At 71.1% G+C, this 25,489-nt stretch carries 25 protein-coding genes; 6 read left to right on the top strand and 19 right to left on the bottom strand.

Features of this window, described 5'->3' with window-relative positions:
* The 8 genes from KME78_RS10265 to KME78_RS10300 form a co-directional block, all read right to left on the bottom strand.
* Entirely contained in the window at positions 1-1,263 is a 1,263-nt protein-coding gene (locus tag KME78_RS10265) for a cysteine desulfurase (RefSeq protein WP_281428662.1), read from the bottom strand.
* Positions 1,260-2,006, bottom strand: coding sequence for a Fe-S cluster assembly ATPase SufC (gene sufC, locus KME78_RS10270; RefSeq protein ID WP_219528549.1), 747 nt, complete (start codon positions 2,004-2,006; stop codon positions 1,260-1,262). The genes KME78_RS10265 and sufC overlap by 4 nt, the downstream gene beginning before the upstream one ends.
* Before the next feature lie 5 nt (positions 2,007-2,011).
* Positions 2,012-2,329, bottom strand: a complete 318-nt coding sequence (locus KME78_RS10275) for a non-heme iron oxygenase ferredoxin subunit (protein WP_214636280.1) — start codon at positions 2,327-2,329, stop codon at positions 2,012-2,014.
* Positions 2,326-3,450, bottom strand: coding sequence for a Fe-S cluster assembly protein SufD (gene sufD / locus KME78_RS10280; RefSeq protein ID WP_219528550.1), 1,125 nt, complete (start codon positions 3,448-3,450; stop codon positions 2,326-2,328). Before sufD ends, KME78_RS10275 begins: the two co-directional genes overlap by 4 nt.
* The gene (gene sufB, locus KME78_RS10285; protein ID WP_219528551.1) at positions 3,450-4,862 is read right to left on the bottom strand and encodes a Fe-S cluster assembly protein SufB; all 1,413 of its coding nucleotides are present in this window, start codon (positions 4,860-4,862) and stop codon (positions 3,450-3,452) included. The genes sufD and sufB overlap by 1 nt, the downstream gene beginning before the upstream one ends.
* Positions 4,859-5,572, bottom strand: coding sequence for a helix-turn-helix transcriptional regulator (locus KME78_RS10290; RefSeq protein WP_219528665.1), 714 nt, complete (start codon positions 5,570-5,572; stop codon positions 4,859-4,861). The genes sufB and KME78_RS10290 overlap by 4 nt, the downstream gene beginning before the upstream one ends.
* A 91-nt stretch (positions 5,573-5,663) precedes the next feature.
* The gene (locus KME78_RS10295; RefSeq protein WP_219528552.1) at positions 5,664-6,887 is read right to left on the bottom strand and encodes a multidrug effflux MFS transporter; all 1,224 of its coding nucleotides are present in this window, start codon (positions 6,885-6,887) and stop codon (positions 5,664-5,666) included.
* A gap of 92 nt (positions 6,888-6,979) precedes the next feature.
* The gene (locus KME78_RS10300) at positions 6,980-7,756 is read right to left on the bottom strand and encodes a VOC family protein (protein ID WP_219528553.1); all 777 of its coding nucleotides are present in this window, start codon (positions 7,754-7,756) and stop codon (positions 6,980-6,982) included.
* Positions 7,757-7,924: 168 nt separating this feature from the next.
* Between KME78_RS10300 and KME78_RS10305 the strand changes: the two genes are divergently transcribed.
* Complete coding sequence (locus tag KME78_RS10305; RefSeq protein ID WP_219528554.1) at positions 7,925-8,833, top strand: ABC transporter ATP-binding protein; 909 nt, start codon at positions 7,925-7,927, stop codon at positions 8,831-8,833.
* Positions 8,830-9,597 carry an ABC transporter permease gene (locus tag KME78_RS10310; RefSeq protein WP_219528555.1) on the top strand — a complete coding sequence of 256 codons (768 nt, stop codon included), beginning with the start codon at positions 8,830-8,832 and terminating at the stop codon, positions 9,595-9,597. The genes KME78_RS10305 and KME78_RS10310 overlap by 4 nt, the downstream gene beginning before the upstream one ends.
* Positions 9,598-9,610: 13 nt before the next feature.
* On the opposite strand, the gene KME78_RS10315 is transcribed toward KME78_RS10310, so the two are convergent.
* Positions 9,611-10,780 (bottom strand): MFS transporter, encoded by a 1,170-nt coding sequence (locus KME78_RS10315; protein WP_219528556.1) that lies wholly within the window; start codon positions 10,778-10,780, stop codon positions 9,611-9,613.
* A gap of 119 nt (positions 10,781-10,899) precedes the next feature.
* Between KME78_RS10315 and KME78_RS10320 the strand changes: the two genes are divergently transcribed.
* Positions 10,900-11,811, top strand: coding sequence for an EamA family transporter (locus KME78_RS10320; protein ID WP_219528557.1), 912 nt, complete (start codon positions 10,900-10,902; stop codon positions 11,809-11,811).
* Positions 11,812-11,836: 25 nt separating this feature from the next.
* On the opposite strand, the gene KME78_RS10325 is transcribed toward KME78_RS10320, so the two are convergent.
* From KME78_RS10325 to KME78_RS10360, 8 genes are read right to left on the bottom strand one after another with little or no spacing between them, the layout of a single operon-like run.
* Positions 11,837-12,508 (bottom strand): GntR family transcriptional regulator, encoded by a 672-nt coding sequence (locus tag KME78_RS10325; RefSeq protein ID WP_219528558.1) that lies wholly within the window; start codon positions 12,506-12,508, stop codon positions 11,837-11,839.
* A gap of 47 nt (positions 12,509-12,555) precedes the next feature.
* The gene (locus tag KME78_RS10330; protein WP_219528559.1) at positions 12,556-13,494 is read right to left on the bottom strand and encodes an ornithine cyclodeaminase family protein; all 939 of its coding nucleotides are present in this window, start codon (positions 13,492-13,494) and stop codon (positions 12,556-12,558) included.
* On the bottom strand, positions 13,491-14,456 hold the full coding sequence (locus tag KME78_RS10335; RefSeq protein WP_219528560.1) for a proline racemase family protein: 966 nt from the start codon (positions 14,454-14,456) through the stop codon (positions 13,491-13,493). The genes KME78_RS10330 and KME78_RS10335 overlap by 4 nt, the downstream gene beginning before the upstream one ends.
* Positions 14,453-15,463, bottom strand: a complete 1,011-nt coding sequence (locus KME78_RS10340) for a proline racemase family protein (protein ID WP_219528561.1) — start codon at positions 15,461-15,463, stop codon at positions 14,453-14,455. Before KME78_RS10340 ends, KME78_RS10335 begins: the two co-directional genes overlap by 4 nt.
* Positions 15,460-16,353: a dihydrodipicolinate synthase family protein gene (locus KME78_RS10345; protein WP_219528562.1), complete on the bottom strand. Its 894-nt coding sequence runs from the start codon at positions 16,351-16,353 to the stop codon at positions 15,460-15,462. The genes KME78_RS10340 and KME78_RS10345 overlap by 4 nt, the downstream gene beginning before the upstream one ends.
* A 17-nt stretch (positions 16,354-16,370) precedes the next feature.
* On the bottom strand, positions 16,371-17,717 hold the full coding sequence (locus KME78_RS10350; protein ID WP_308126882.1) for an FAD/NAD(P)-dependent oxidoreductase: 1,347 nt from the start codon (positions 17,715-17,717) through the stop codon (positions 16,371-16,373).
* Positions 17,714-17,956, bottom strand: a complete 243-nt coding sequence (locus KME78_RS10355) for a (2Fe-2S)-binding protein (protein ID WP_214636266.1) — start codon at positions 17,954-17,956, stop codon at positions 17,714-17,716. Before KME78_RS10355 ends, KME78_RS10350 begins: the two co-directional genes overlap by 4 nt.
* The gene (locus KME78_RS10360; RefSeq protein ID WP_219528563.1) at positions 17,953-19,110 is read right to left on the bottom strand and encodes an NAD(P)/FAD-dependent oxidoreductase; all 1,158 of its coding nucleotides are present in this window, start codon (positions 19,108-19,110) and stop codon (positions 17,953-17,955) included. Before KME78_RS10360 ends, KME78_RS10355 begins: the two co-directional genes overlap by 4 nt.
* Positions 19,111-19,207: 97 nt before the next feature.
* On the opposite strand from KME78_RS10360, the gene KME78_RS10365 reads away from it, so the two are divergent.
* Together KME78_RS10365 and KME78_RS10370 are read left to right on the top strand one after the other, a co-directional pair.
* Complete coding sequence (locus KME78_RS10365; protein ID WP_308126883.1) at positions 19,208-20,209, top strand: COX15/CtaA family protein; 1,002 nt, start codon at positions 19,208-19,210, stop codon at positions 20,207-20,209.
* Between the two features lie 40 nt (positions 20,210-20,249).
* A complete protein-coding gene (locus tag KME78_RS10370; RefSeq protein WP_308126884.1) occupies positions 20,250-20,954 on the top strand; it encodes a SanA/YdcF family protein in 705 nt (234 codons plus the stop codon).
* On the opposite strand, the gene KME78_RS10375 is transcribed toward KME78_RS10370, so the two are convergent.
* Both KME78_RS10375 and KME78_RS10380 read right to left on the bottom strand, forming a co-directional pair.
* Positions 20,930-22,123 (bottom strand): PrsW family intramembrane metalloprotease, encoded by a 1,194-nt coding sequence (locus tag KME78_RS10375; protein WP_219528565.1) that lies wholly within the window; start codon positions 22,121-22,123, stop codon positions 20,930-20,932. The genes KME78_RS10370 and KME78_RS10375 overlap by 25 nt on opposite strands.
* Positions 22,124-22,178: 55 nt before the next feature.
* The gene (locus tag KME78_RS10380) at positions 22,179-23,123 is read right to left on the bottom strand and encodes a heme o synthase (protein ID WP_246650776.1); all 945 of its coding nucleotides are present in this window, start codon (positions 23,121-23,123) and stop codon (positions 22,179-22,181) included.
* A 332-nt stretch (positions 23,124-23,455) separates the two neighbouring features.
* Here KME78_RS10380 and tkt point away from each other — a divergent pair, with 332 nt between their 5' ends.
* Positions 23,456-25,486, top strand: coding sequence for a transketolase (tkt, locus tag KME78_RS10385; RefSeq protein ID WP_246650777.1), 2,031 nt, complete (start codon positions 23,456-23,458; stop codon positions 25,484-25,486).
* The last annotated feature ends 3 nt before the right edge of the window (positions 25,487-25,489 follow it).

Genomic DNA, 25,489 nt, shown 5'->3' on the forward strand with positions numbered 1-25,489 from the left:
CTATGCGAACACCTTCTGAACATGATGGAGGCCGCGGACCAGGGCGTCGATCTCGCCCGTGGTGTTGTACAGGTAGAACGACGCCCGAGTGGTCGCCGGTATTCCGAACCGCAGGTGGAGCGGCCGGGCGCAGTGGTGCCCGACCCGTACGGCGATGCCGAAGTCGTCGTCGAGCAGCTGGCCGACGTCGTGCGGGTGGATCCCGTCCAGCGTGAACGACAGGGTGGCGCCCCGCTGGTCGAGCGAGTCGGGCCCGATCAGGCGCAGCGTGGGCACCTCGCGCAGCGCGTCGAGCGCGTAGGCCGTCAGGCCGCGCTCGTGCGCCTCGATGGCCTCCATGCCGATGCCGGTCAGGTAGTCGACGGCCGCGCCGAGACCGATGGCCTCGACGATCGGCGGGGTGCCCGCCTCGAACTTGTGCGGCACCGGCGCGTACGTCGAGTGGTCCATCCAGACCGCCTCGATCATCTCGCCGCCGCCCATGAACGGGGGCATGGCGTCGAGCAGCTCGGCCCGGCCCCAGAGCACACCGATGCCCGAGGGACCGACCATCTTGTGACCGGTGAAGGCGACGAAGTCGACGCCCAGCTCGGCCATGTTCACGGCGTGGTGCGGGACCGACTGGGAGGCGTCGAGCATCACCAGCGCGCCCACCTCACGGGCCCGGCGCAGCACGTCGGCGACCGGGTTGATGGTGCCGAGCACGTTGGACTGATGCGCGATCGACACGATCTTCGTACGCTCAGTGATCAGTCCTGAAATATCCGAAATATCGAGGCGGCCATCGTCCGTGACACCGAACCACTTGAGCGTCGCGCCGGTGCGCTGCACCAGGAACTGCCACGGCACGATGTTGGAGTGGTGCTCCATCTCGGAGATGACGACCTCGTCGCCGGGGCCGAGGGTGAAGCGGGGGTCGGTGTTGGCCGGGTTGCCGAAGGAGTAGGCGACCAGGTTGAGCGCCTCGGAGGCGTTCTTGGTGAAGATCACCTCGTCGCGCGACGGGGCGCCGATGAAGTCGGCCACCTTGTCGCGCGCGTTCTCGAAGGCCTCGGTCGACTCCGCGCCGAGCGCGTGCATGGCGCGCCCGACGTTGCTGTAGTGCATCGCCAGATGCTCGCGTATGGTCTCGACGACCGCGGTGGGCTTCTGGGAGGAGTTGCCCGAGTCGAGGTAGACGAGCGGACGCCCGCCGGGCAGCTCGCGGGAGAGAACCGGGAAGTCCTTCCTGATCCTCTCCACGTCCAAGCTGGTGGAAGTCATACAGATGCCTTCGTGTACTGCTCGTAGCCCTCGGCCTCGAGCTTGTCGGCCAGCTCCGGCCCGCCCTCCTCCACGATCTTGCCACCGGCGAAGACGTGCACGAAGTCGGGCTTCACGTACCGCAGGATGCGGGTGTAGTGCGTGATCAGCAGGACGCCGGTGTCACCCGAGGCGCGGAAGCGGTTGATGCCCTCGGACACCACGCGCAGCGCGTCGACGTCGAGCCCGGAGTCGGTCTCGTCGAGCACCGCGATCTTCGGCTTGAGCAGCTCCAGCTGGAGGATCTCGTGGCGCTTCTTCTCACCGCCGGAGAAGCCCTCGTTGAGGTTGCGCTGGGCGAACGCGCCGTCGATCTGCAGCGCGTCCATGCCGCCCTTGAGGTCCTTGGCGAACTGACGCAGCTTGGGGGCCTCGCCGCGGACCGAGGTCACCGCGGTGCGCAGGAAGTTGGAGACCGACACGCCGGGGACCTCGACCGGGTACTGCATGGCGAGGAACAGGCCGGCGCGGGCCCGCTCGTCGACGGTCAGCTCCAGCAGATCGACGCCGTCGAGCAGCACCTGGCCGCTGGTGATGGTGTATTTCGGGTGGCCGGCGATGGCGTAGGCGAGGGTGGACTTGCCGGAGCCGTTGGGGCCCATGATGGCGTGGGTCTTGCCCGACTGCACGGTGAGGTTGACGCCGCGCAGGATTTCCTTGTCCTCGACGGCGACCTTCAGGTCACGGATCTCAAGGGTGGACATGTGTTTTATGACTCCTTCGAGAGCGAGACGAGGACGTCGTCGCCGTCGATCTGGACTGTGTAGACGTTCACGGGTCTGGTGGCGGGCGGCCCGGTGGGTTTGCCGGAGCGGACGTCGAAGCACGAGCCGTGCAACCAGCATTCGAGCGTGCCGTCGTAGACCTCCCCCTCGCTGAGCTTCACCTCGGCGTGGGAGCAGACGTCGTGCAGGGCGAACACCTCGCCGCCCTTGCGGACCAGCGCTACCGGGGTCTCCCCCACCTCCACGCCGATCACGCCGCCGTCGGGGATGTCCTCGACCTTGCACACCTTCTCAAGACTCATCGCGCGAGCTCCGCCTCCACCGCGTTCAGCACGCGATCGCGGATCTCCGCCACCTGGATCTTCTCGATGAGCTGGCCGAGGAAGCCCTTGATGACCAGGCGCCGGGCCTCGTCGAAGGGGATGCCGCGGGCCTGCAGGTAGAAGATGTGCTCGTCGTCGAGGCGCCCGGAGGCGCTGGCGTGGCCGGCGCCGGCCACCTCGCCGGTGAGGATCTCCAGGTTGGGCACCGAGTCGGCGCGGGCGCCGTCGGTGAGGATCAGGTTGCGGTTGAGCTCATAGGTGTCGGTGCCCTCGGCCTCGACCCTGATGATCACATCGCCGATCCATACGGCGTGCGCGTCCTCGCCCTGCAGGGCGCCGCGGTAGTCGACGTTGCTCTTGCAGTGGGGCTGCGAGTGGTCGACCAGGAGGCGGTGCTCCAGGTGCTGACCCGCGTCGACGAAGTAGACGCCGGACAGGTCGGCGTCGCCGCCCGGGCCGGTGTAGGACACGCTCGGCGACAGGCGCACCAGGTCGCCGCCCAGGGTCACCACGAAGCCCTTGAACGTGGCGTCCTTGGCGAGCTGGGCGTGGTGGTGGGAGACGTGTACGGCGTCGTCGTCCCAGTCCTGGAGGCTGACGACCTTGAGCGTGGCGCCGTCGCCGACGACGAACTCGACGTTGTCGGCGTAGACCGCGCTGCCCTGGTGCTCGATGACGACCACGGCCTCGGCCAGCGGCTCCACCACGACCACGATGTGGCCGTAGGTGACCCCGTCGCTACCGCCGCCGCGCACCTCGATGCGGATCTCCTCGGCGGGCACCGACTCCTTGGGCACGGTCACGACCAGCGCCTTCTCGAAGGCGTTGTAGGCCTGCGCGCTGACGCGGTCGGCCGGCACGTACGCCTTGCCGATGCGCGCGTCCTCGCGACCGACCCACTCGGCGGTGACGCCCGCCGGGGCGTAGGCCTGGGTGAGCACCCGCCCGGTGATCTCCGCCTTGCCGCTGTGCAGGCCCTTCAGGCGGGACAGCGGCGTGAAACGCCACGCCTCTTCGCGCCCCGTCGGGACCTCGAAGTCGTCCAGGTCGTAGGACGCCTTCTCGTGCAGGGTCGACAAGGGCTTCTCGGTCAGGCCCATCAGCCGACGGCTCCTTCCATCTGCAGCTCGATGAGGCGGTTGAGCTCGAGGGCGTACTCCATGGGGAGCTCGCGCGCGATCGGCTCGACGAAGCCGCGCACGATCATCGCCATCGCCTCGTCCTCGCCCAGACCGCGGCTCATGAGATAGAACAGCTGGTCCTCGCTCACCTTGGAGACCGTGGCCTCGTGCCCCATCGAGACGTCGTCCTCGCGGACGTCGACGTAGGGGTAGGTGTCGGAGCGGCTGATCTGGTCGACCAGGAGCGCGTCGCACTTGACCGTGCTGGCGCTGCCGTGGGCACCTTCCTCGATCTGGACGAGACCGCGGTAGGAGGTGCGGCCGCCGCCGCGCGCCACCGACTTGGAGATGACGGTGGAGCTCGTGTGCGGCGCCAGGTGCACCATCTTGGAACCGGCGTCCTGGTGCTGGCCCTCGCCCGCGAAGGCGACGCTCAGCGTCTCACCCTTGGCGTGCTCGCCCATCAGGTAGACGGCCGGGTACTTCATGGTGACCTTGGAGCCGATGTTGCCGTCGATCCACTCCATGGTCGCGCCCTCGTAGGCGACGGCGCGCTTGGTGACCAGGTTGTAGACGTTGTTGGACCAGTTCTGGATGGTCGTGTAACGGCAGCGGGCGTTCTTCTTCACGACGATCTCGACGACCGCGGAGTGCAGCGAGTCGGAGGAGTAGATCGGCGCGGTGCAGCCCTCGACGTAGTGGACGTAGCTGCCCTCGTCGACGATGATCAGCGTCCGCTCGAACTGGCCCATGTTCTCGGTGTTGATCCGGAAGTAGGCCTGCAGCGGGATCTCGACCTCGACGTTCGGCGGCACGTAGATGAACGAGCCACCGGACCACACGGAGGTGTTGAGCGCGGCGAACTTGTTGTCGCCGACCGGGATGACCGAGCCGAAGTACTCCTTGAAGAGCTCCTCGTGCTCCCTCAGGCCCGTGTCGGTGTCGACGAAGATGACGCCCTTCTCCTCGAGGTCCTCACGGATCTTGTGGTAGACGACCTCGGATTCGTACTGGGCGGCGACACCGGCGATGAGGCGCTGCTTCTCCGCCTCGGGGATACCGAGCTTGTCATAGGTGTTCTTGATGTCGTCGGGCAGCTCGTCCCAGGAAGCGGCCTGCTTCTCGGTCGAGCGCACGAAGTATTTGATGTTGTCGAAGTCGATGCCCGTGAGGTCGGAACCCCAGGTGGGCAGGGGCTTCTTGCCGAACAGGCGGAGGCCCTTCAGGCGAAGGTCGAGCATCCACTCCGGCTCGTTCTTGAGCGCGGAGATGTTGCGCACGACCTCCTCGGACAGGCCGCGCTTGGCCACCGCTCCTGCGGCATCCGAGTCGGACCAGCCGAACTTGTAATTCCCGAGGCCTTCCAGCTCCGGGCGGTCGGTGACAGTCACCTTCCGGTCTCCTTGCTTTTGTCGCTATGGGTGGCCCTGCTCGTTGCAAGGCCCAGCGCGTGCGGGCTCACATGGGTGGTGCAGACCCCGTCGCCGTGCGCGATCGTGGCCAGGCGCTGCACCGGGGTGCCGAGCAGCTGCGCGAACGCCTCCGTCTCGGCCTCACACAGCTGCGGGAACTCCGCCGCCACGTGCGCCACCGGGCAGTGGTGCTGGCAGAGCTGGTCGCCGCCGGACTTGGCCTTGGTGGCCGAGGCGGCATACCCCTCCGCCGACAGCGCCTGCGCCAGCACTTGTACGCGCTGGTCGGCCGGCACCGTCAGCATGACCGGCTCCAGCCGTCGCATCAGGCTGGACACCTGCGAGCGGGCGAAGTCGGTCACTGCTTTCTCGCCCACCCGCTCGGCCAGGAAGCGCAACACGCTGTTGGCCAGGTCGTCATAGGCGTGCTCGAAAGCACTGCGCCCCGCGTCGGTGATGGCGAACAGCTTGGCCGGTCGCCCTCGTCCGCGCTGTCCGCGCGGCCGTACTGTACGAGGCTCGATCATCCCGTCGGCCAGCAGCGCGTCGAGGTGACGGCGGACGGCGGCGGGCGTGAGCCCGAGCCGCTCGCCCAGCGCGACCGCCGCGACGGGACCGTGCTCAAGGATCAGCCGAGCGACCCGGGCGCGGGTGCCGCGCTCGTGTCCTGGCTCGATCGACGTGGGCACGTTTTTCACAACATCAGTGTGCCGTAATTCCTTCCCGCTTCACAAATGGATCCAAGAAGACGAGGAATGGAATTTCTCACGCAGGGTAGGCTTACCTAACTCGGCCGATGACCAGGAACGTCACCGCCGAGCAGACGATGAGCCCGAGCATCACCGAGGCCATCGGCACTGCCGTGGCCGCGCCCACCAGGCCGACCAGCGGCGCGGCCAAGGCGCCCAGCGCGAACTGGAGCACGCCGAGCAGCGCCGAGGCACTGCCCGCGATCTGCTGCGGCTGGCTGGCCAGGGCCAGCGCGCCGGTGCCCGGAAGCACCAGGCCCTGGCCGCACATGATAACGAACAGCGCGGCGACGATGCCCGGAAGGCCCAGCCCGAGTACGGCGGCGGCCAGCAGCAGCGCCGCCCCGGCCAGAGCCACGCACAGGCCGGCGACCACCAGGCGGGCCGGCGCCACCCGTCCCGAGAGCCGCCCGCCGACCTGGGCCATGAGGGTCAGGCCGAGCGCGTTGAGCCCGAAGATGAGCGAATACTGCTGCGGGGTGGCGTGGTACACCTCCTGCAGCACGAACGGCGAGCCGGAGATGTAGCCGAACATGGCGGCGAAGGCCAGCCCGGCGGTCAGCGCGCCGCCCATGAACGAGCGGTCGCGCAGCAGCCGCCAGAAGGTGCGCACGGTGTGCTTGAGGCCGCCGCTCTCCCGCTGGTGGACGGGCAGCGTCTCGCGGACCCCGCCGAGCATGGCCACGAGCAGCACGATCCCGGCGATGCTCAGCGCGACGAACACGCCGCGCCAGGAGGTGAAGGCGAGCAGTTGCGCGCCCATGATCGGAGCCAGGATCGGCGCGAGGCCGCTGACGAGCATGAGCGTGGCGAAGATGCGCGCGATGGCGGCGCCGTCGTAGAGGTCGCGGACGACGGCCCGGACGATGACCAGGGCCGCGCCGCCGAGGATGCCCTGCAGCAGGCGGAACACGATGAGCACGGGCACCGAGGGGGCGAAGGCGCACAGCAGCGAGGCGAGCGCGTACCCGGCCACGCCCACCATCAGCGGCAGCCGCCGGCCACGCACATCGCTCACCGGTCCGGCGACCACCTGGCCGACGGAGACGCCGATGAGGCAGGCGGTGAGCGTGAGCTGTACCTGCGCGGGGGTGCTGAGCAGTTCGCCGGTGATGGCGGGCAGCGCGGGCAGGTACATGTCGATCGAGAGCGGGCCGATGGCCGACAGCGCTCCCAGGACGAGCAGGAGAAGTCCGCGGCGCTTCTCCTTGACGACAGGTGACGTGATGACTGGCGTGGCTTCTGCCACGGACATGCGTGAACCCCTCTCCCTCGCAGGCGTGTGACCCACGAGGGCCGAGGGGTTCAACCAAGATCCGGTCGGCCAGATTCCCGATTATGGGATGTTTAGCTGATTTCGCGGAGTTGGATCACGGAGAGTGCCGCTCCCTGCGGGTCGGTGAGCATGGCGAACCGTCCAGGAGGCGCGTCCATGGCGCTGACGAGGATCGTGGCCCCCGCCCGCTCGGCCGCGCCGACGGTGGCGTCGAGGTCGGCGACGGCGAAGTAGGTCATCCAGTGGGAGGGCGTCTCCGGCGGGTACTGCGGCGCCATCTCGATCATGCCGGCGATGCTCGCGTCCCCGGCGTGCCATTCGGTGTACTTGACGCCCTCCATCTCCTGGAGGTGGGGGGTCCAGCCGAAGACGGCCGAGTAGAAGCGCTCCGCGGCGGCGACGTCACGGGTGACGAGCTCGTTCCAGCAGAACGAGGTCGGCTCGTTGACCAGCTCGGCGCCCTGGTGCCGGCCGGCCTCCCAGATCGAGACGAACGACCCGTCGGGCGACTGGAAGACGGCCATGGCGCCTTCCTCGAACACCTGCATGGGCTCCATGACGACGGTCCCGCCCGCGTTCCTGACCCGGTCGGCGGTGGCGGCGGCGTCTTCGGTGGTGATGTAGGTGTTCCAGGTCGCGGGCAGGCCCTCGCCGAAGACGGGGCCCACTCCGGCGACCTTCCTGCCGTCGCAGGTGAACTGGCCGTAGCCGCCGGCCGCCGGATCGTCGATCATCTCCGCCCGCCAGCCGAAGACCTCGTCGTAGAAGCGGACGGACGCCTCGACGTCGGTGCTCGACAGATCCACCCAGCATGGGACGCCGGGCGCATAGCCACTGCGTTGTGACATGGCAACCTCCTGTGATGTGGACGTCACTCTCAGACTTTCACTCCTGGTGGGGACTTTCCGAGAAATGGCCGGGTCAACAGCTGTCCATATCCGGCCACGACCCGGCCTGGCGGAGGACCGGGTGGGTTGCCAGGCGGACCGTCACGGACAGTCCCTAAACTCGTGGCCATGGAATCCCCAGCCGTCGAGCTCATCGACCTGGTCAAGCGTTACGGCGGCAACACCGCCGTCGACGGCCTGTCGCTGCGCGCCGAGCGTGGCGCGGTCACCGCCGTGCTCGGGCCCAACGGTGCCGGCAAGACGTCCACGGTCGAGATCTGCGAGGGGTTCCGGAAGGCCGACGCCGGCACGGTGCGGGTGCTGGGCCAGCCGCCCGATCGGCCCGAGCTGCGGCCTCGGGTGGGCGTCATGCTCCAGGCGGGCGGCGTGCCGCCCGCGATGCGCTGCGGGGAGTTCCTCCGCCTGGTCTCGCGCTTCTACGCCCATCCGCTCGACGCCCCCGCGCTTCTGGTACGCCTCGGCCTGGCCGACCATGCCCGCACCCCTTACCGCCGCCTGTCGGGAGGCCAGCAGCAGCGGCTCTCCCTGGCCGCGGCGGTCATCGGCCGGCCGGAGCTGGTCTTCCTCGACGAGCCGACGGCCGGGCTCGACCCGCAGGCCAGGCACGCCTGCTGGGACCTGGTGGGCGAGCTGCGGGCCGCCGGGGTCTCGGTGGTGCTCACCACCCACCACATGGACGAGGCCGAACGCCTGGCCGACCAGGTGGTCATCATCGATCGGGGCCGGGTGGTGGCCGAGGGCAGCCCGGCGTCGCTGACCGGGGCCGAGCGCCAGCTGCGCTTCAGGGCCCGGCCTGGACTCTCGCTGGACGAGCTGCTCAACGCGCTGCCCGGCGGCAGCGCGGCCAAGGAGTCGCCGGCGGGCCACTACATCATCGAGGGCCAGGTGGGCCCGGAGCTGCTGGCGACCGTGACGACCTGGTGCGCCGCCGAGGGCGTCATGGCCGCCGACCTGAGCATCGAGCGCCGTACGCTCGAAGACGTCTTCCTGGAGCTGACCGGCAGGGAGCTGCGATGACCACGCTCGACTTCACTCCCGCCCCGGCGGCGGCGCCGTTCGCGCGCATGGTGCTGGCGCAGGCGGCGGCCGAGACGCGCCAGACGCTGCGCAACGGCGAGCAGCTGCTGCTGACGTTGATCATCCCGGTGCTGCTGCTCGTCGGGTTCTCCCTGGCCCCGCTGATCGACATCGGCGGGGGCCGGCGGATCGACTTCCTCGCGCCGGGCGTGCTCGCGCTGGCGATCATGTCGACGGCGTTCACCGGGCAGGCGATCGCGACGGGCTTCGAGCGCCGCTACGGCGTACTGAAGCGGCTCGGCGCGACCCCGCTGTCCAGGGCCGGGCTGCTGCTGGCCAAGACTTCGGCCGTGCTCGCGGTGGAGGGCGTCCAGGTCGTAGTGATCGTGGCGGTCGCGCTGGCGCTCGGCTGGCGGCCCCAGGGTTCGCCGGTGGCCGCGCTGCTGCTCGTGCTGCTGGGCACGGCGGCCTTCAGCGGGCTGGGGCTGCTCATGGCGGGCGTGCTGCGGGCCGAGGCGACGCTGGCCGCGGCCAACCTGGTCTACCTGGTGCTGCTGGGCGCGGGTGGGGTGATCTTCCCCTTGGACAAGTTCCCCGCCGGGGTGCGGCCGGTCCTGGAGTTGCTGCCGATCTCGGCGCTGACCCGCGGGCTGCGTTCCGTGCTCGCCGGGGGCGCGGCACTGCCGCTGGGGGCGCTGGCGGTGCTGGCCGCCTGGGCGGTGCTGTCGCTGGGTCTGGCCTCGCGTACGTTCCGCTGGGAGTGAGTGCGGCGAGTTGTCAGGCGCGGCCGGCCGCAGCGTAGCGGCGGCGGCCGATGACGGCGACCACGGTGAGCGGCACCGCCACGGCCGCCGCGACGCCGAACAGCAGCGGGTACCTGCCGTCCTGGGCCGCCGGTCCGCCCGCCCACGCCGACACCGCGCTCCCGATGAACAGCGCCGCGGCGAAGAAGGCCACGCTGGTCCCCCTGGCGTTGGGCACGACGGAGGTGATCCAGGTCTGCAACGAGGAGTGCATGAACGACCATCCGGCGCCCAGCAGCAGCGCGCTGACGCCGACGGTCGGCAGGCTGACGTGTACCGCCACCAGCGCGTACCCGGCGCAGAGATGCGCTCCTCCGACGGCGATGAGCACGGGCGGCGGCCATGTCCGCGACAGGCGTTTGACCAGCCGGGTGAACAGCCACAGGCCCACCCCGTAGGTGGCGGTGGCGAGGCCCGCGACCGCCGCCCGCACCCCGTCGTGCTCCAGGGCGGTGGCGAGGAAGGCCATCGTGCCGAGCAGCACCGCGCCCTCCACGAAGGCCAGCCCGAACACCAGCAGCGCCCACGGCTCGCGCAGCACGGTGCCCACGTGCCTGCCCAGCCCGCCGACCTCGGCCCGGGGCGGCTCGGGCAGTGAGCGCAGCGCGAGCGCGCAGGCCAGCGCGCAGGCCGCGGGCACGGTGAACGCCACGTGCCAGTCGACCAGGTCGGCGAGCACGCCGCCGAGCCCGGTGGCCATGGCGATGCCCAGTGCCCCCGCGCCCATCAGGTCCGACAGGGCGCGCTGGCGTACGACGGGCTCGACGGTGTCGCCGACGTACGTGAGCGAGGTGGGGATCACCGCGCCGAAGCAGGCGCCCGCCACGATCCGCGACACCACCAGCGCGCCCAGCACCGGCATCAGCGCGGAGGCCACCCCGGCCAGCGCGGCGCCGAGCAGCGCCACCCGCATCACCCGCACCCGCCCGAACCGGTCGGACAGCACGCCCCACAGTGGCTGCGTCAGGCCGTAGGAGAGGTAGTAGCCGCTGGCGACCGCGACCGCCGCGGCCAGCGGGACGCCCAGGTCGGCGGCGATCAGGACGAGCATGGGGTTCACGGCGAACCGGTCGAAGCTGCTGATGAACGTGGCCGCGGACAGCACGAGCGGGGGACGGACGAGGGAGGCGGGGGGCGCGGTCATGACTCCATGGTCGATTTGTCGGTTTCAATGATCAAGTGCGGATTAGTACCACCTTAGTAGGGGAATGTCGGGCTGCCTCGGTACCGTTCTACCCGCCAGCCGACCTACCGAGGAGTGCCGTGACCGCGTTCGCCCTGGATGATCCTTTCGACCGTGGATCGGGGCTCCCCAAACCCGGCAGCGTGCTGCGTGCCGCCGCCGACTCCATCCCGCCTTCCGGGCTGGTGCTGCTGGCGATCTTCTCGGTGCAGCTCGGGGCGGGTTTCGCCAAGGAGCTGTTCGCGGCGCTGCCGCCGAGCGCGGTGGTGTTCCTGCGCATCGGGGCGGGCGCGCTGATCATGGGCGCGCTGGCCAGGCCCAAGCTGAAGGGGATGTCGTGGCGTGACCTCGGGGTCGGGGTCGCCTTCGGCGTGACGCTGGCGGTCATGAACCTCGTGTTCTACGAGGCGATCGCGCGGCTGCCGCTGGGCATCGCGGTGGCGATCGAGTTCCTCGGGCCGCTGGGCGTGGCGGTCGCGGCGTCCAGGCGCCGGCTCGACCTGCTCTGGATCGGCCTGGCGGCGGCGGGTGTGGCACTGCTCGCGCCGTGGGGCCAGTCGGCGTCGATCAGCTGGGTCGGCATCGGGCTCGCGATGGCGGCCGGCGCGTGCTGGGCCGGCTACATCCTGCTGTCGGCCTCGGTCGGGCGGCGCTTCCCCGGCACGACCGGGCTGTCGTTCGCGATGATCGTGTCGGCCGTCGTGGTCGCGCCGGTGGGCATCACCTCGGGCGGCGGCGACCTGCTCCAGCCGCAGTTGCTGCTGATCGGGCTGGGAGTGGGACTGCTGTCGTCGGTGATCCCGTACTCGCTGGAGCTGAACGCGCTGCGCCGGATGCCGAAGCACGTGTTCGGCATCCTGATGAGCCTGGAGCCCGCGATGGCCGCGCTGGTCGGCGTGGTGGTGCTGGGCGAGGTGCTGCACACGCAGCAGTGGGCGGCGATCATCTGCATCGTGGCCGCCAGCCTGGGGACCACCCGCGCCACGAAATAGCCCCCCGTCATGACCCCGCGCGTGATCAGTGCGGGTCGGCCCAGATGTCACGGACGTGGTGGATGTGCTCGGACATGATGGTGCGGGCCGCCGTGGTGTCGCCGGCCTTGAGCGCGTCGAGCAGCGCGACGTGCTCGCGGGCCGACTCCGCCAGCGTGCCGCGCTCCCGCAGCTGCGACAGGCCGTAGAGCCGGGCCCGGTTGCGCAGGTCCTTGACCACCTCGACCAGGTGGGCGTTGCCCGACAGGGTCAGCAGCTCCACGTGGAAGCGCAGGTCGGCGTCCACGTAGCCGAGCAGGTCGCCCCGCTCGGCCGCGGCGACGATCTCCTCGGCGACGGGCCTGAGCCGGTCGAACTCCTCGGCGCGCGAGGCGTCGGCCAGCCGGGTTATGGTGGGCACCTCGATGAGCTCCCGGATCTCGGTCAGCTCGTCGAGATCGCGGTCGGACAGCTCGGTGACCCGGAAGCCCTTGTTGCGCACCGCCTCGACCAGCCCCTCCTTGGCCAGGTCGAGCATGGCCTCACGGACGGGCGTCGCGGAGACGCCGAACTGCGCGGCCAGCACCGGCGCGGAGTAGACCACCCCCGGGCGCATCTCGCCGGTGACCAGCGCCGCGCGGAGCGCGTGCGCGACCTGCTCACGCAGGCTCTGCCGCTCGCCCACCATCGGCAGGTCGAGCCGGTTCTCGGCAGTCATCCGGCCATCCCCTCACTCTCAGTACACGCCCGCTGGGGAACGCCCCGCTAGGCCCACGCCTCGTACGCGGCGGCGGCGACCACCAGGTCCTCCCACGCCATCCCGGTGCTCTTGAACACGCGGGGACCGGCACCCGTGGGCACCCGGCCGGCGATCAGGTCGGCGAGGTTACCGGCGAGGTGACCGGTGGTGATCGTACCTTGGCGCACCGGGATGACCACATCGCCCGCCTCGGCCAGCGCCGCCGACCTGGCCTCGACCACGACGGTGGCGCGGGCGAGGAGGTCGCCGTCCAGCTCACGGGCGTCGGGCTCGTGCGAGCCGACCGCGACGACCGTGGCGCCGTCGCGGACCAGCTCGCCGGGGAAGAGCGGCTCCCTGGCCGTGGTGCAGCAGGCGATCAGGTCCGCCTCGGCCACGGCGCGCAGGTCGGGCTCCGGGCCGTGCCCGGCCAGGGCGGGCAGGCCGTGCTCGCGGCAGCGGGCGGCGAGCTCCTCGGCGCGGTCGCGGTCGCGGCCGACGACCGTGACCCGCTCGACGGGCCGGACCGCGCTCAGCGCGAGGATGTGCCCCCACGCCTGCGGGCCGGTGCCGAACACCACCAGGGTGCGGGCGTCCGGCTCGGCCAGGTGCGTGACGGCCAGCGCGGAGACCGCCGGGGTGCGCAGCGAGGTGAGCGCGACGCCGTCCATGGCGGCCAGCGGGGCCAGGGTGTCGCCGTCGAGCAGCAGGTACGTGCCCTGGATGCGGGGCAGCCCGCGCGCGGCGTTGCCGGGCGCGACGGTGACGGCCTTCACGCCCGCGTAGCGTCCCGCGGCGGCGGGCATCAGCAGGAGCTGCCCGGCGGGCAGCTCGACGACCGGCCGCAGCGGCGTCTCCTCCGGATCGAGCCCGGCCCGCAGGGCTTCCTCCAGGATCCGTACGGCCCGCGCCACGGGCACCAGCCGCTCGATGGTGGCGGCGTCGAGGTAGGGCAGCGGGCTCACCGGAGCACGAACCCGGTGCCGAGGGGGTCCGCGGGGTCGAGCTCGAAGGTGTGCCGGCCGGTGCGGTAGGCCATGCCCTCGATCTCGGCGACGACGCCCTGGTCCGTGACCTTCCCCGCGGTGGCGACGAACGTGCCGCCCGCGATGCCGGTGTGGATCAGCGGACCCTGGTGGCCCTCGTCGTACAGCAGGGCGAGCCGCGCGGCCGTGCCGGAGCCGCACGGCGACCGGTCCACCTCGCCGTCGGCGAACACGGTCACGTTGCGCTGGCGCAGTCCTTCCCCCGCGACGTCCTCGTAGAAGATCACCCCATAGACGCCGGACAGCCGGTCGTCCGCCGGGTGCCGCGTGGCCGGGTGGTCCGCCAGGGCGGCCTTGATCCGGCGGGCGTGGCCGATGAGCTCGGGCAGGTTCGCGGGCTCGACGGACAGGCCGACGGCCGAGACGGGCAGGGCGGCGTAGATGGCGCCGCCGTAGGAGAGGTCGACCTTGACGCCGGCGGCGGGGACGGCGCGGGCGATGACGTACGACGGGACGTTGACGAAGGTGACCGACTCGACGCGCTCGCGCGTGCCGCGGACGCGGGCCGTGACGCGGCCGGACGGCACGTCGATGACCACGTCCGTCTCGCCGCCGGGGTCCGCCTCGACCAGCCCCTCGCGGACGGCGTGCACGCCGAGGGCGATCGTGCCGTGGCCGCAGGCGGTGGAGTAGCCGTCCTTGTGCCAGAACAGCGCGCCGAAGTGGGCGCCGGGGTCGTCGGGCGGGACCAGGAAGCAGCCGTACATGTCGGCGTGGCCGCGCGGCTCGTGGCAGAGCAGCCGCCGCACCCGCTCGGCCGGTCCGCCGGGTGCGGCGGCGCGGCGTTCGAGCACGGTGGCGCCCGGGAGGTCGGGGGCGCCACCGGTGACGATCCTGAACGGCTCGCCCGCGGTGTGGTAGTCGACCGTGGTGACGCTCATAGCTCGAACCCCTCGGGGAACGGATCGCGCGGGTCGAGGAAGTACTGGGCGGTGCCGGTGACCCAGGCGCGGCCGGTGATGGCGGGCACGACCGCGGGCCGCCCGCCGACGGTGGTCTCCCCCAGCAGCCGGCCGACGAACCGGGTGCCGATGAACGACTCGTTGACGAAGTCCCAGCCGGCCGGACCCACCGGCAGCTCGCCGCGGGCGTGCAGCTGGGCCATGCGGGCGCTGGTGCCGGTGCCGCAGGGCGAGCGGTCGAACCAGCCCGGGTAGATGGCCATCGCGTGCCGCGAGTGGTGCGCGTTGGAGCCCGGCGCGGCGAAGTAGACGTGGTGGCAGCCGCGGATGCGCTCGTCCTCGGGGTGCACGGGCTCGTCGGCGGCGTCGATGGCCGCCATCGTGGCCAGTCCGGCGGCGAGGATCTCGTTCTTGGCCTTGCGGTCGAAGGGCAGGCCGTAGTCGTCGAGGTCGACGATCGCGTAGAAGTTGCCGCCGTAGGCCAGGTCGTACCGGATGTCGCCGAAGCCCGGCACGGTGACGACGGCGTCGAGCCTGTCGCAGTAGGCGGGCACGTTGCGCAGCGTCACCGACATGGCCATGCCGTCCTCGACGGCCACGTCCACCTCGACGAGCCCGGCGGGCACCTCCAGGCGCACGGTGGTGACCGGCTCGACGACCTCCACCATGCCGGTCTCCACCAGCACCGTCGCCACGCCGATGGTGCCGTGGCCGCACATCGGCAGCAGCCCGGACACCTCGATGAACAGCACGCCCCAGTCGGCGTCGGGCCTGGTCGGCGGCTGCAGGATGGCGCCGCTCATGGCGGCGTGGCCGCGCGGCTCGTTCATCAGCAGCCGGCGGATGTGGTCGAGGTGGTCGCGGAAGTAGACGCGCCGCTCGGCCATACTGGCGCCGGGGATCACGCCCACGCCGCCGGTGATCACGCGGGTGGGCATGCCCTCGGTGTGCGAGTCGACGGCGTGGAAGACCCGCTTCGTCCTCATCGCAGGCCCTCCGCGAGCGCCTTCTCCGTCGCCCCGCGTACGGCCGCCGCCTGCTCCTCCGTCAGCGGCACCCGCGGCAGGCGGCAGGGCCCGCCATGACGGCCGGCGAGGTCCATCGACAGCTTGATGGCCTGCACGAACTCCGTCTTGGAGTCCCAGCGAAGCAGCGGGTGGAGCTTGCGGTAGAGCGGCAGCGCGGTCTCGAGGTCACCGGCCAGCGCTGCCCGGTAGAGGGCGACGCTGGAGGCGGGCAGCGCGTTGGGGTAGCCGGCGACCCAGCCGACGGCTCCGGCCACCGCCAGCTCCAGCAGCACGTCGTCGGACCCGATCAGCACGTCGAGGCCGGGGGCCAGCTCGGCGAGCTCGTAGGGCCGGCGCGGATCGCCGCTGAACTCCTTCACGGCCACGATCAGACCCTCACCGTGCAGGGTCGCGAGCAGCGCGGGCGTCAGGTCCACCTTGGTGTCGTGCGGGTTGTTGTAGGCCACGATCGGCACTCCGGCCTTGGCCACCTCACGGTAGTGCGCGATCACGGACCGCTCGTCGGCCCGGTAGGCGTTCGGCGGCAGCAGCAGCACCGAGCCGCAGCCGGCCGCGCCCGCCTGCTCGGCCCAGCGCCGCGACTCCGCCGCGCCGTACGCGGCGGCGCCCGCCATCACGTTGTACCCGCCGACCGCTTCGACGGCCGTCTCCACGACCCGGGCCCGCTCCTCGGGGGTGAGCGTCTGGTACTCGCCCAGCGAACCGTTGGGGACCACGCCGTCGCAGCCGTTCTCGACCAGCCAGCGGCAGTGGTCGGCATAGCCGTCGAAGTCGACGGACAGATCAGCGTGCAGCGGGAGCGCCGTGGCCACCATGACACCGTGCCAGGACTTAGCGCGATTTGTCATTAAAGTTTCCTCCAAAATCAGTGGGTATCGAGGTCGGCGAGGGCGCCGAGAGAAAGAGGTTGCGCGATGGGGCGGCGAGGTGGCCGGGGCTGCTCCCCGGCCAGGCAGGCGACCGCGTAGCCGCAGACGCGGCCCTGGCACCAGCCCATGCCAGGCCTGGCCAGCAGCTTGACGGAGCGCGCGTCGGTGGCGCCGAGCGCCAGCGCCGCGCGTACGCGGGCGACCGGCACCTCCTCGCACCGGCACACCAGCGTGTCGTCGCGCAGCCAGCTCTGCCAGCCCGGCTTGACCGGATAGGCGTGGTGCAGCGCCTCCCCGAACGCGCGCATCCGCCGGCGCCGCCTGGCCAATGCGCCGGGGATCGGCGCTCCGGCGACGGCCAGGCCCGCGATGCGGCCCTCCAGCTCGGCCAGGTGCCTGCCGCCCACGCCGGTCGGCTCGCCCGCCGCCCAGACGCCGTCCACCGTGGTGCGCTGGCGGCCGTCCACCGCGAGCACGGGCATGCCGTCCGCGTCCTGGCGGGTCTGGCAGCCCAGCTCGACGCCGAGCTCGATCTGGGGGACGAAGCCGTAGCCGACGGCCAGGGTGTCGCAGGCCAGTTCCCTGGTGGCGAGCACGTTCCAGTCGCCGTCGAGCCGCGCCACGGTGACCGCCTCCAGCTCGCGCTCGCCGTGCGCGGCGATCACCGCCTGGTGCGTCCGGTACGGCACGCGGTGCCTGGCCATGGCCAGCCCGTAGCCCGCGGCCTCCCCCGCCTTGCCCAGGGCCAGCAGCGGATGCCGGGCCAGGGCCAGGCCGCCGTTGGCCTCGAACACGCCCAGCACCTCGGCCCCCGCCGCGGCCAGGCCCGCGGCCACGGGCAGCAGGAACGGTCCGGTGCCGCCGACGACCACCCGGCCGCCGGCGACGACGCCGTTGCCCTTGAGCAGCGCCTGGGCGCCGCCCGCCGTCAGGACACCGGGCAGGTCCCAGCCGGGGAACGGCAGCGGCCGGTCATGCGCGCCGGTGGCGATCAGGAGGTCGCGGCAGTGGATCTCCACCGCACGGCCGTCCGGGGTTCCGCAGTGGACGGTCAGCCGGTCGCCGTCGCGCGTCACGGTCCACACCTGGTGCCCGAGCAGCACCTCGGCCCGCTCGTCCAGCGCGCGGGCCTGCCGCAGGAACCGGTCCAGACCCGGTGTGCCGGCGCCTGCCTCGCCGGCCTGGTGACGGAAGTACTGGCCGCCGAGGCGGGCTCCCGAGTCGACGAGGACCACGTTCAGGCCGCGCGACGCCGCCGTCAGAGCCCCCGCCACCCCGGCGGGCCCGCCACCGACCACGACAAGATCACAGGCCGCGCTCATGCGGTCGTCGGACGTGCTCACGAGGTCGTCACCTCGTCTCCGGGCCGGGCCTCCAGCAGGCAGGCGCGTTCTGGTGGGCGGCCGTTCACCGTGATCAGGCAGTCGAAGCAGACGCCGATGCCGCAGAACAGCCCGCGCGGCCGCCCACCGAAGCGGGTGGTGCGCCACGCGCGGACCCCGGCGGCGTGCAGGGCCGCGCCGATCGTCTGCCCCGGCTCGACCGGCACGGCCCGGCCGTCGATCGTGATCTGGAAGGTCACTCGGACTCCTCGCCGGCGTGAGTGGACTCGAAGCGGTCCGGGCGGAAGGGGTGCGGGTCGAGGTCGGGGCGGGCGCCGGTCAGCAGCTGGGACAGCAGGAGCCCGGTCGCGGGCGCGAGACCGATCCCCGCCCCTTCGTGCCCGCACGCGTGATAGAGCCCGGGCACGCGCGGATCCGCGCCGATCACCGGCAGGTGGTCGGGACAGTACGGCCGGAAACCGCAGTACGACCTGATCACCCGCACGTCCCGGAGCACCGGGAACAGGGCGACGGCCTGGGCCGCCAGCCGCGCCAGCACCCGGGGCGAGGTCGTCCGGTCGAACCCGACCCGCTCCCTGCTCGCCCCGATGAGCACGGTCCCCGCCGGGGTGCCCTCGACGACGGCCGAGGTCTCCAGATCGGCCGAGTCGCTGGCCACGTTGGTGACGTAGGCGGCGGTGTAGACCTTGTGCCGGATCAGCGGTTCGCGCAGCGGCTCGGTGACCAGGATGAAGCCGCGCCTGGGCAGGACCGGCAGGTCCACGCCCGCGAGCCGGGCGATCTCGCCGCCCCAGGTGCCGGCCGCGTTGATCACCGCGCCGCCGAGGATGTCGCCCCGGTCGGTGCGTACGCCCGTCACCCGGTCGCCGGACCGCGTGAATCCGGTCACGGTGACCCCGGTGCGCAGGTGCAGCGTCCCGTGGCCGTAGCTCTCCGCGCCGTGCCTGAGCAGGTGCGCGGCCGCCAGCATGGGCTGCACCTGGGCGTCCTGCGGGTAGTACACGCCGCCCGCGAGCCCCTCGGCCAGGTGCGGTTCGTAGCCGCGCAGGTCGGCGGCGGGCACGACGGCGTACTCGACGCCCTGCTCCGCGGCCAGCTCGGCGAGCTGCTTCTGGACCTCGTCCGTCTCGGCGACGACCAGTCCGCCCTTGGGTTCGTACTCGAACCCGCCCAGCGCGGCCAGCTCTCCCCAGAGGCGGTTGGACAGCAACGCCAGGTCCAGCTCCGGGCCCGGCTCCTTGTCCGAGACCAGCACGTTGCCCTCGCCCGCGCCCGTGGTGCCGCCCGCCACCGGGCCGCGGTCCACCACGGTCACGTCCAGTCCGGCCCGGGCGGCGTAATAAGCGCACGCGGCGCCCACCACTCCGGCGCCGACGACGATCACATCGGACATTTCACCTCCCGCTCTGTAATATGTCACATACCCATGCCCATTGAGAAGACAGGTTCCGATGGGAGGACCGGACTACCAGGCGCTTACCATCGTTGACGTGAAGCTCGACGACGTGAAACTACCCACGAACCACTCCAACGCTCTGGTCCGGCGCCTGTTCTCCTTCTGGGCGCCGACCACCGAGTCGATGCGCGGCTGGGCACTGGCCGCCGTGGTGGTCAACGCGGGCATCACGGTGACGGGCGCGGCGGTGCGGGTCACCGGCTCGGGGCTCGGCTGCCCGACCTGGCCCAGATGCACGCCCGACAGCTTCGTGCCGATCGCGCATCCGGAGATCTCGCCCGTCACCATGGCCGTCGAGTTCGGCAACCGGCTGCTGACGTTCCTGGTGCTGGCGGTGGGGTTCGCCTGCGTGGTGTCGGCGATGCGGCTGGCCCCGCGGCGCCGTCCGCTGCTCCGGCTGGCCCTGCTGCAGCCCGCGGGCATCGTCTTCCAGGCGCTGTGGGGCGGGCTGGTGGTCAGGAGCCTGCTCAACCCGTTCACGGTCAGCGTGCACTTCCTGGTCTCCATCGCGCTGATCGCCGCCTGCTGGGCGCTCTACGCGCGCTCGGGCGAAGGCGACGGGCCGGTCCGCCGGGTGACGCACCGCGACATCCGGCGCCTCGGCCACGTGCTGGTCGCGGCGGTGGTCGTGCTGCTGCTGGCCGGGGTGCTGGTGACCGGCACGGGCCCGCATTCCGGCGACGCGCTGGCCTCCCGCTTCGACCTCGACATCGAGAGCGTGGCGCGGCTGCACGCCGACATCGTCTACCTCGTGGTCGGGCTGTCGTTCGCGCTGATGTTCGCGCTGCACGTGACCGACTCGCCCCGACCGGCCCGCCGGGCCGCGCTGGTGCTGATCCTGGTGGAGCTGGCCCAGGGCGTGATCGGCTACACGCAGTATTTCCTGGCGGTGCCCGCCTTCCTGGTCGGCGTGCACGTGCTCGGCTCGACCCTGGTCTGGATCGCCACGCTCAGAGTGGTCACCTCGCTGCGCACCCGCGATCCGCTGACAGCCCCGGCCGTCGCTTCCCCCACGGAAACACCGGCCAAAGTCTAAGGTGTGAGGGACCATCTCCCCCTACCTGTGAGGTCCTCGAGTGGCTTTCGCCCGCCCCGCTCGTAAGACCGTGCGCCGGCTGTACCAAGGACTGGTGCTGCTCAGCGTGCTCGCCCTGGCGCCGATGACGTGGGCGTGGCTCGACAGCTCGGACAGCCGCGTGGTGGCCGACACCGGCGGCTGGCTGGCCCGGGTGCCGGCCTCGCAGGTGGCGCTCGTGCTGGGCGCGGGCCTGTTCAGCGGCCACCCCTCCCCCTTTCTGGCCCGGCGGCTGGACATCGCGGCCGAGCTCTATCGGGCGGGCAAGGTCAGGGCGCTGCTGCTGTCGGGCGACAACAGCCGCAAGGAGTACGACGAGCCGACGGCCATGCGCGACTACCTGCGGGCCAGAGGCGTGCCCGACGCGGTGATGGTGCTCGACTACGCCGGGTTCGACACCTGGGACTCGTGCGTGCGGGCCCGCCAGGTCTTCGGCGCCGAGCGGCTGACCGTGGTCACGCAGGTGTTCCACCTGCCGAGAGCGGTCACGCTCTGCCGTACGGCGGGGCTGACGACCTTCGGCGTGGGCGACGACTCCGCCAGGCAGTGGGCCGTGACCACCTACGCCTCGGCCACCCGTGAGCTGTTCGCCACCGGCAAGGCGTTCGCCGACGCGCTGCTGCTGCACTCCGAGCCGGTCTATCCCGGTCCGCGCGAGACGTCGCTGCGCGCGATCCTGGCTCAGCCGGGGGCGCCGGGCGCGTAGCCCGGTGGCGGGGTGCCCCGCGCCGCGGCCCTGAAGTGGGCGGGCGTCATCGGGAAGCCGGCCCTGGCGGCGCTCATGCATTCGAGCAGGGCGCGCTGCTCCTCGTGGAAGGTCTGCTCGTCGACCATCCGCTTGGCGGCCCGCTCGTGCAGCAGGCCCAGCTCGGTCGCGGCGAGCTGGTAGTCGCGCATCGCGCGCAGCCCCCGCTTGCCGCCGTGGACCTTGGCCCACTGCCTGGCCTGCCGGCGCCGCGACAGGGCGGACAGCATGTAGATGTCGGCCCGGTTGACCAGCTTGGTCGGCTCGTACGGCGGCAGGTAGCGCTGGATCAGCGCCACGATGCGCCGCCGGTCCCTGAGCACCAGCGCGATGAGCACCACCAGCACGACCAGCAGCACCAGGTAGGCGATGACCAGGCCGGGGAAGCCGCCGTAGGACGTGAGACCGTTCCAAAGCCCGTGCAGGAGCATCGCCCCGACCCAGCCGGCCATGATGATGAACACCCGGTCGGACCCGTTGCGCTGGGCGGCGTAGGCGACCGCGACGCCGATCATCGAGGTGAACAGCGGGTGCGCGAACGGCGACAGCACACCGCGCAGCACCACGGTGACGGCCAGCCCCATGCCGCCCTGGTCGGAGTTGAGCGCGGCGACGTAGTAGCTGACGTTCTCGCTCATCGCGAAGCCGAGGCCGACCATGCTGGCGTAGATGACACCGTCGGTCGGCCCGTCGAACTCGGCCCGGCGGAACCTGAGCAGCCCGAGCAGCACCAGCCCCTTCATCGACTCCTCGACCACCGGCGCCCCGAACGTGGCGGCGACGTTGCGCGCGTTGGCCGCGCTCAGGTTGGCCGTGTCGATGATGTAGTGCAGGTTGAGCGAGTTGATCAGGCCCGCGACCAGCACCGCCACCCCCGCCCCCCAGGCGAAGGCGAAGATGAGGTTGCTGCGCGGCTCCGGCTCCATGCGGTCGAGCGCGAGCACGGCGGCCAGCAGCAGCGGCACCGGCGCCAGCGCGAGCAGGAGCGAGATGAAGAACTGCACCGGCGCGCCGTTGAACACGTCGAAAGCGAAGGAGACGAGCGCGCACAGGCCGGTCACGATCAGCCCGATGATCAACGCGAACGACGGGCGGTCCTTCAACACCCAGCGTGGATCACGGGACGCCATACGGTGACTGTAACCGATCAAAATGACGCTGTCCCGCCCAGGTGAGGTGGCCTGCTCAGCTCAGCAGCGGGTCGATCGCCACGGCGAGGAACAGCAGCGCCAGATAGGCGTTGGACCAGTGGAAGAAGCGCATCGGCCGCAGGTCGACACCGCTCTTGCCGGAGTTGAGCCGGGCCAGCAGACGGTGCACCTCCCACAGGCACATGGCGCCCAGGACGCCGGCCGCGATCGGGTAGAACAGCGTGGTGCCCGCCACTGGCCACAGGGCCAGCGAGCAGAGCACGGTGGCCCAGGTGTAGGCGATCGACTCCAGGATCACCCGGCGCTCGGTGGCCACCACGGGCAGCATCGGCACCTCGGCCGCCGCGTAGTCCTCCTTGTAGCGCATGGCCAGCGTCCAGGTGTGCGGCGGCGTCCAGAAGAACACCACCCCGAACAGCACCAGCGGCGCCCAGTCGAGCCGCCCGGTGATGCCCGCCCAGCCGATCATCACCGGCATGCAGCCCGCGATGCCGCCCCAGACGATGTTCTGGGCGGTGCGCCGCTTGAGGATCATCGAGTAGACGATGACGTAGAACAGGATGGCGCCGGTGGAGAGCATGGCGGCCAGCCAGTTGGTGGTCAGCCAGAGGCCGACCAGGGACAGCACGCCGAGCACGATGCCGAAGACGAGCGCGCCGGTCGGCGAGACCTGGTGCCTGGCCAGCGGGCGCCGCCTGGTGCGGCGCATCTTCTGGTCGATGTCGCGGTCCACGTAGCAGTTGAGCGCGTTGGCGCTGCCCGCCGACAGGGTGCCGAACACCATGACCGACACCGACGTCCACAGCGGCGGCAGCCCGCCGGCCGCCAGGAACATCACGGGGAGCGTCGTGATCAGCAGGAGCTCGATGATCCGCGGCTTGGTGAGAGCGATGTAGGCCTTGACGAGCATGCCGATCGTCCTCGGCGGCTCGGCCGCGGGAGCGGGGGCCGTCGTCTGCCTGTTCGTCAGCACCGTCAAGGCGCTTCCAGCACGTGCGGAGTCAACGCGTAACCTCTGATTGGAGCGGAATCTCATGGACGGACGCCAGGCGTCCCTGTGACAACGAGAACAACCAAACTGTAGTAGCAGGGTCGCCCGGTCCGGCCAATGGGGGGACACGCACGGGGTGGAGGAGGGAATCTATCGCCGACTCCACTCAGTTAGGGTCCGGTGTGGGCGGGATATGCCAACCGGTACCACCACAAGACAACTAGATTCCGGAGACCGAGCACTTGAGCACCGAACTCGTGCCAGCCCTCGAATGGACAGACCTAGACAAGCAAGCGGTCGACGTCGTTCGAGCCCTGGCCATGGACGCAGTCGAACAGGCGGGTTCGGGTCACCCGGGCACCGCCATGAGCCTGGCTCCCGCCGCCTACCTGCTGTTCCAGCGCGCGATGCGCCACGACCCCACGGATCCCACGTGGATCGGGCGTGACCGTTTCGTCCTGTCGTGCGGACACTCCAGCCTGACCCTGTACATCCAGCTGTTCCTGTCCGGCTACGGGCTCGACCTGGACGACCTGAAGCGCTTGCGCCAGTGGGACAGCCTGACCCCCGGCCACCCCGAGCACGGGCACACGGCCGGTGTGGAGACCACCACGGGCCCGCTCGGCCAGGGCCTGGGCAACGCCGTCGGCATGGCCATGGCGGCCCGCCGCGAGCGCGGCCTGTTCGACCCCGACGCCGAGGTGGGCACCTCGCCGTTCGACCACCACATCTGGTGCATGGTCAGCGACGGTGACATCGAAGAGGGCATCAGCCACGAGGTCAGCGCGATCGCCGGCCACCAGAAGCTGGGCAACCTCATCGTCATCTACGACGACAACCACATCTCCATCGAGGACGACACGCTGATCGCGAAGTCCGAGGACGTGGTCAAGCGCTACGAGGCCTACGGCTGGCACACCCTCAGCGTCGACTGGACCGAGACCGGCGACTACGTCGAGGACGTCCAGGCGCTGCACGCGGCGCTGGAGTCGGCGCGCGCCGAGACCGACCGGCCGTCGTTCATCCGCCTGCGCACGATCATCGGCTGGCCCGCCCCGAACAAGCAGAACACCGGCAAGATCCACGGCTCCGCCCTCGGCGCCGACGAGGTGGCCGCCACCAAGCGGGTCCTCGGCATGGACACCGAGAAGAGCTTCGACGTGCCCGCCGACGTGCTAAAGCACGCGCGCGAGGTGGCGCACAGGGGCCACGAGGCGCACGCCGCCTGGCAGAAGGGCTATGAGGCCTGGCGCGCGGCCAACCCCGAGCGCGCCGCCGAGCTGGACCGGATCTCCCACCACGAACTGCCCGCCGGCTGGACCGGGGCGCTGCCCACGTTCGACAAGGGCGGCTCGGTGTCCACCCGCAAGGCGTCCGGCGATGTGCTCACCGCGCTCGCGCCGGTGCTGCCCGAGCTGTGGGGCGGCTCGGCCGACCTGGCCGACTCCAACCTCACCACGATGAAGGGCGAGCCGTCCTTCATCCCGGAGGAATACCAGACCAAGGACTTCCCCGGTAACCGCTACGGCCGCACGCTGCACTTCGGCATCCGCGAGCACGGCATGGGCGCCATTCTCAACGGCATCGCCCTGCACGGCGGCACCCGGCCGTACGGCGGCACCTTCCTGGTCTTCTCCGACTACATGCGCCCCTCGGTGCGCCTGGCGGCGCTGATGAAGCTGCCGGTCACCTACGTGTGGACGCACGACTCCATCGGGCTGGGCGAGGACGGACCGACCCACCAGCCGATCGAGCACCTGTGGGCGCTGCGCGCGATCCCCGGACTCGACGTGGTGCGCCCCGGCGACGCCAACGAGACGGCCTACGCCTGGCAGAGCGTGCTCCAGCACGTCGACCGGCCCGCCGCGCTCGCCCTGACCCGGCAGAACCTGCCGATCTTCGAGGGCACCAGCGCCGAGGGCGTGGCCAAGGGCGGCTACATCCTGCACGAGGCGTCCGACGGGCAGCCGCAGGTGATCCTCATCGGCACGGGCAGCGAGCTGGAGCTGGCCGTCAACGGCCGCGAACTGCTCGAAGCGCAGGGCATCCCGACGCGGGTCGTCTCGATGCCGTGTGTCGAGTGGTTCAACGGGCAGGACATTGCGTATCGGCAGACTGTTCTGCCGTCAGCGATCAAGGCCCGGGTCGCGGTCGAGGCGGGCGTCGCTCTCGGCTGGCGAGAGTTCGTCGGCGAGAAGGGTGAGGTCGTCAGCCTTGAACACTTCGGCGCGTCGGCACCGTATAAGACGCTGTACGAGCAATTCGGGCTGACGGCGGAGCGCGTGGCCGCGGCGGCCAAGGCGAGCCTCGCCAAGCTGGGTCACGACAAGGGCGAGACGACGGGAAACTGAACG

The sequence above is a fragment of the Nonomuraea guangzhouensis genome, from assembly GCF_019396345.1.
In the GTDB taxonomy this organism is placed as follows: domain Bacteria; phylum Actinomycetota; class Actinomycetes; order Streptosporangiales; family Streptosporangiaceae; genus Nonomuraea; species Nonomuraea guangzhouensis.

Bases quoted from the DNA above. Each gene is read 5' to 3' on its own strand.
- KME78_RS10265 (WP_281428662.1), bottom strand. From the start codon at position 1,263: ATGACTTCCACCAGCTTGGACGTGGAGAGGATCAGGAAGGACTTCCCG.
- sufC (WP_219528549.1), bottom strand. From the start codon at position 2,006: ATGTCCACCCTTGAGATCCGTGACCTGAAGGTCGCCGTCGAGGACAAG.
- KME78_RS10275 (WP_214636280.1), bottom strand. From the start codon at position 2,329: ATGAGTCTTGAGAAGGTGTGCAAGGTCGAGGACATCCCCGACGGCGGC.
- sufD (WP_219528550.1), bottom strand. From the start codon at position 3,450: ATGGGCCTGACCGAGAAGCCCTTGTCGACCCTGCACGAGAAGGCGTCC.
- KME78_RS10295 (WP_219528552.1), bottom strand. From the start codon at position 6,887: ATGTCCGTGGCAGAAGCCACGCCAGTCATCACGTCACCTGTCGTCAAG.
- KME78_RS10300 (WP_219528553.1), bottom strand. From the start codon at position 7,756: ATGTCACAACGCAGTGGCTATGCGCCCGGCGTCCCATGCTGGGTGGAT.
- KME78_RS10305 (WP_219528554.1), top strand. From the start codon at position 7,925: ATGGAATCCCCAGCCGTCGAGCTCATCGACCTGGTCAAGCGTTACGGC.
- KME78_RS10310 (WP_219528555.1), top strand. From the start codon at position 8,830: ATGACCACGCTCGACTTCACTCCCGCCCCGGCGGCGGCGCCGTTCGCG.
- KME78_RS10315 (WP_219528556.1), bottom strand. From the start codon at position 10,780: ATGACCGCGCCCCCCGCCTCCCTCGTCCGTCCCCCGCTCGTGCTGTCC.
- KME78_RS10325 (WP_219528558.1), bottom strand. From the start codon at position 12,508: ATGACTGCCGAGAACCGGCTCGACCTGCCGATGGTGGGCGAGCGGCAG.
- KME78_RS10335 (WP_219528560.1), bottom strand. From the start codon at position 14,456: ATGAGCGTCACCACGGTCGACTACCACACCGCGGGCGAGCCGTTCAGG.
- KME78_RS10340 (WP_219528561.1), bottom strand. From the start codon at position 15,463: ATGAGGACGAAGCGGGTCTTCCACGCCGTCGACTCGCACACCGAGGGC.
- KME78_RS10345 (WP_219528562.1), bottom strand. From the start codon at position 16,353: ATGACAAATCGCGCTAAGTCCTGGCACGGTGTCATGGTGGCCACGGCG.
- KME78_RS10360 (WP_219528563.1), bottom strand. From the start codon at position 19,110: ATGTCCGATGTGATCGTCGTCGGCGCCGGAGTGGTGGGCGCCGCGTGC.
- KME78_RS10375 (WP_219528565.1), bottom strand. From the start codon at position 22,123: ATGGCGTCCCGTGATCCACGCTGGGTGTTGAAGGACCGCCCGTCGTTC.
- tkt (WP_246650777.1), top strand. From the start codon at position 23,456: ATGGACGCAGTCGAACAGGCGGGTTCGGGTCACCCGGGCACCGCCATG.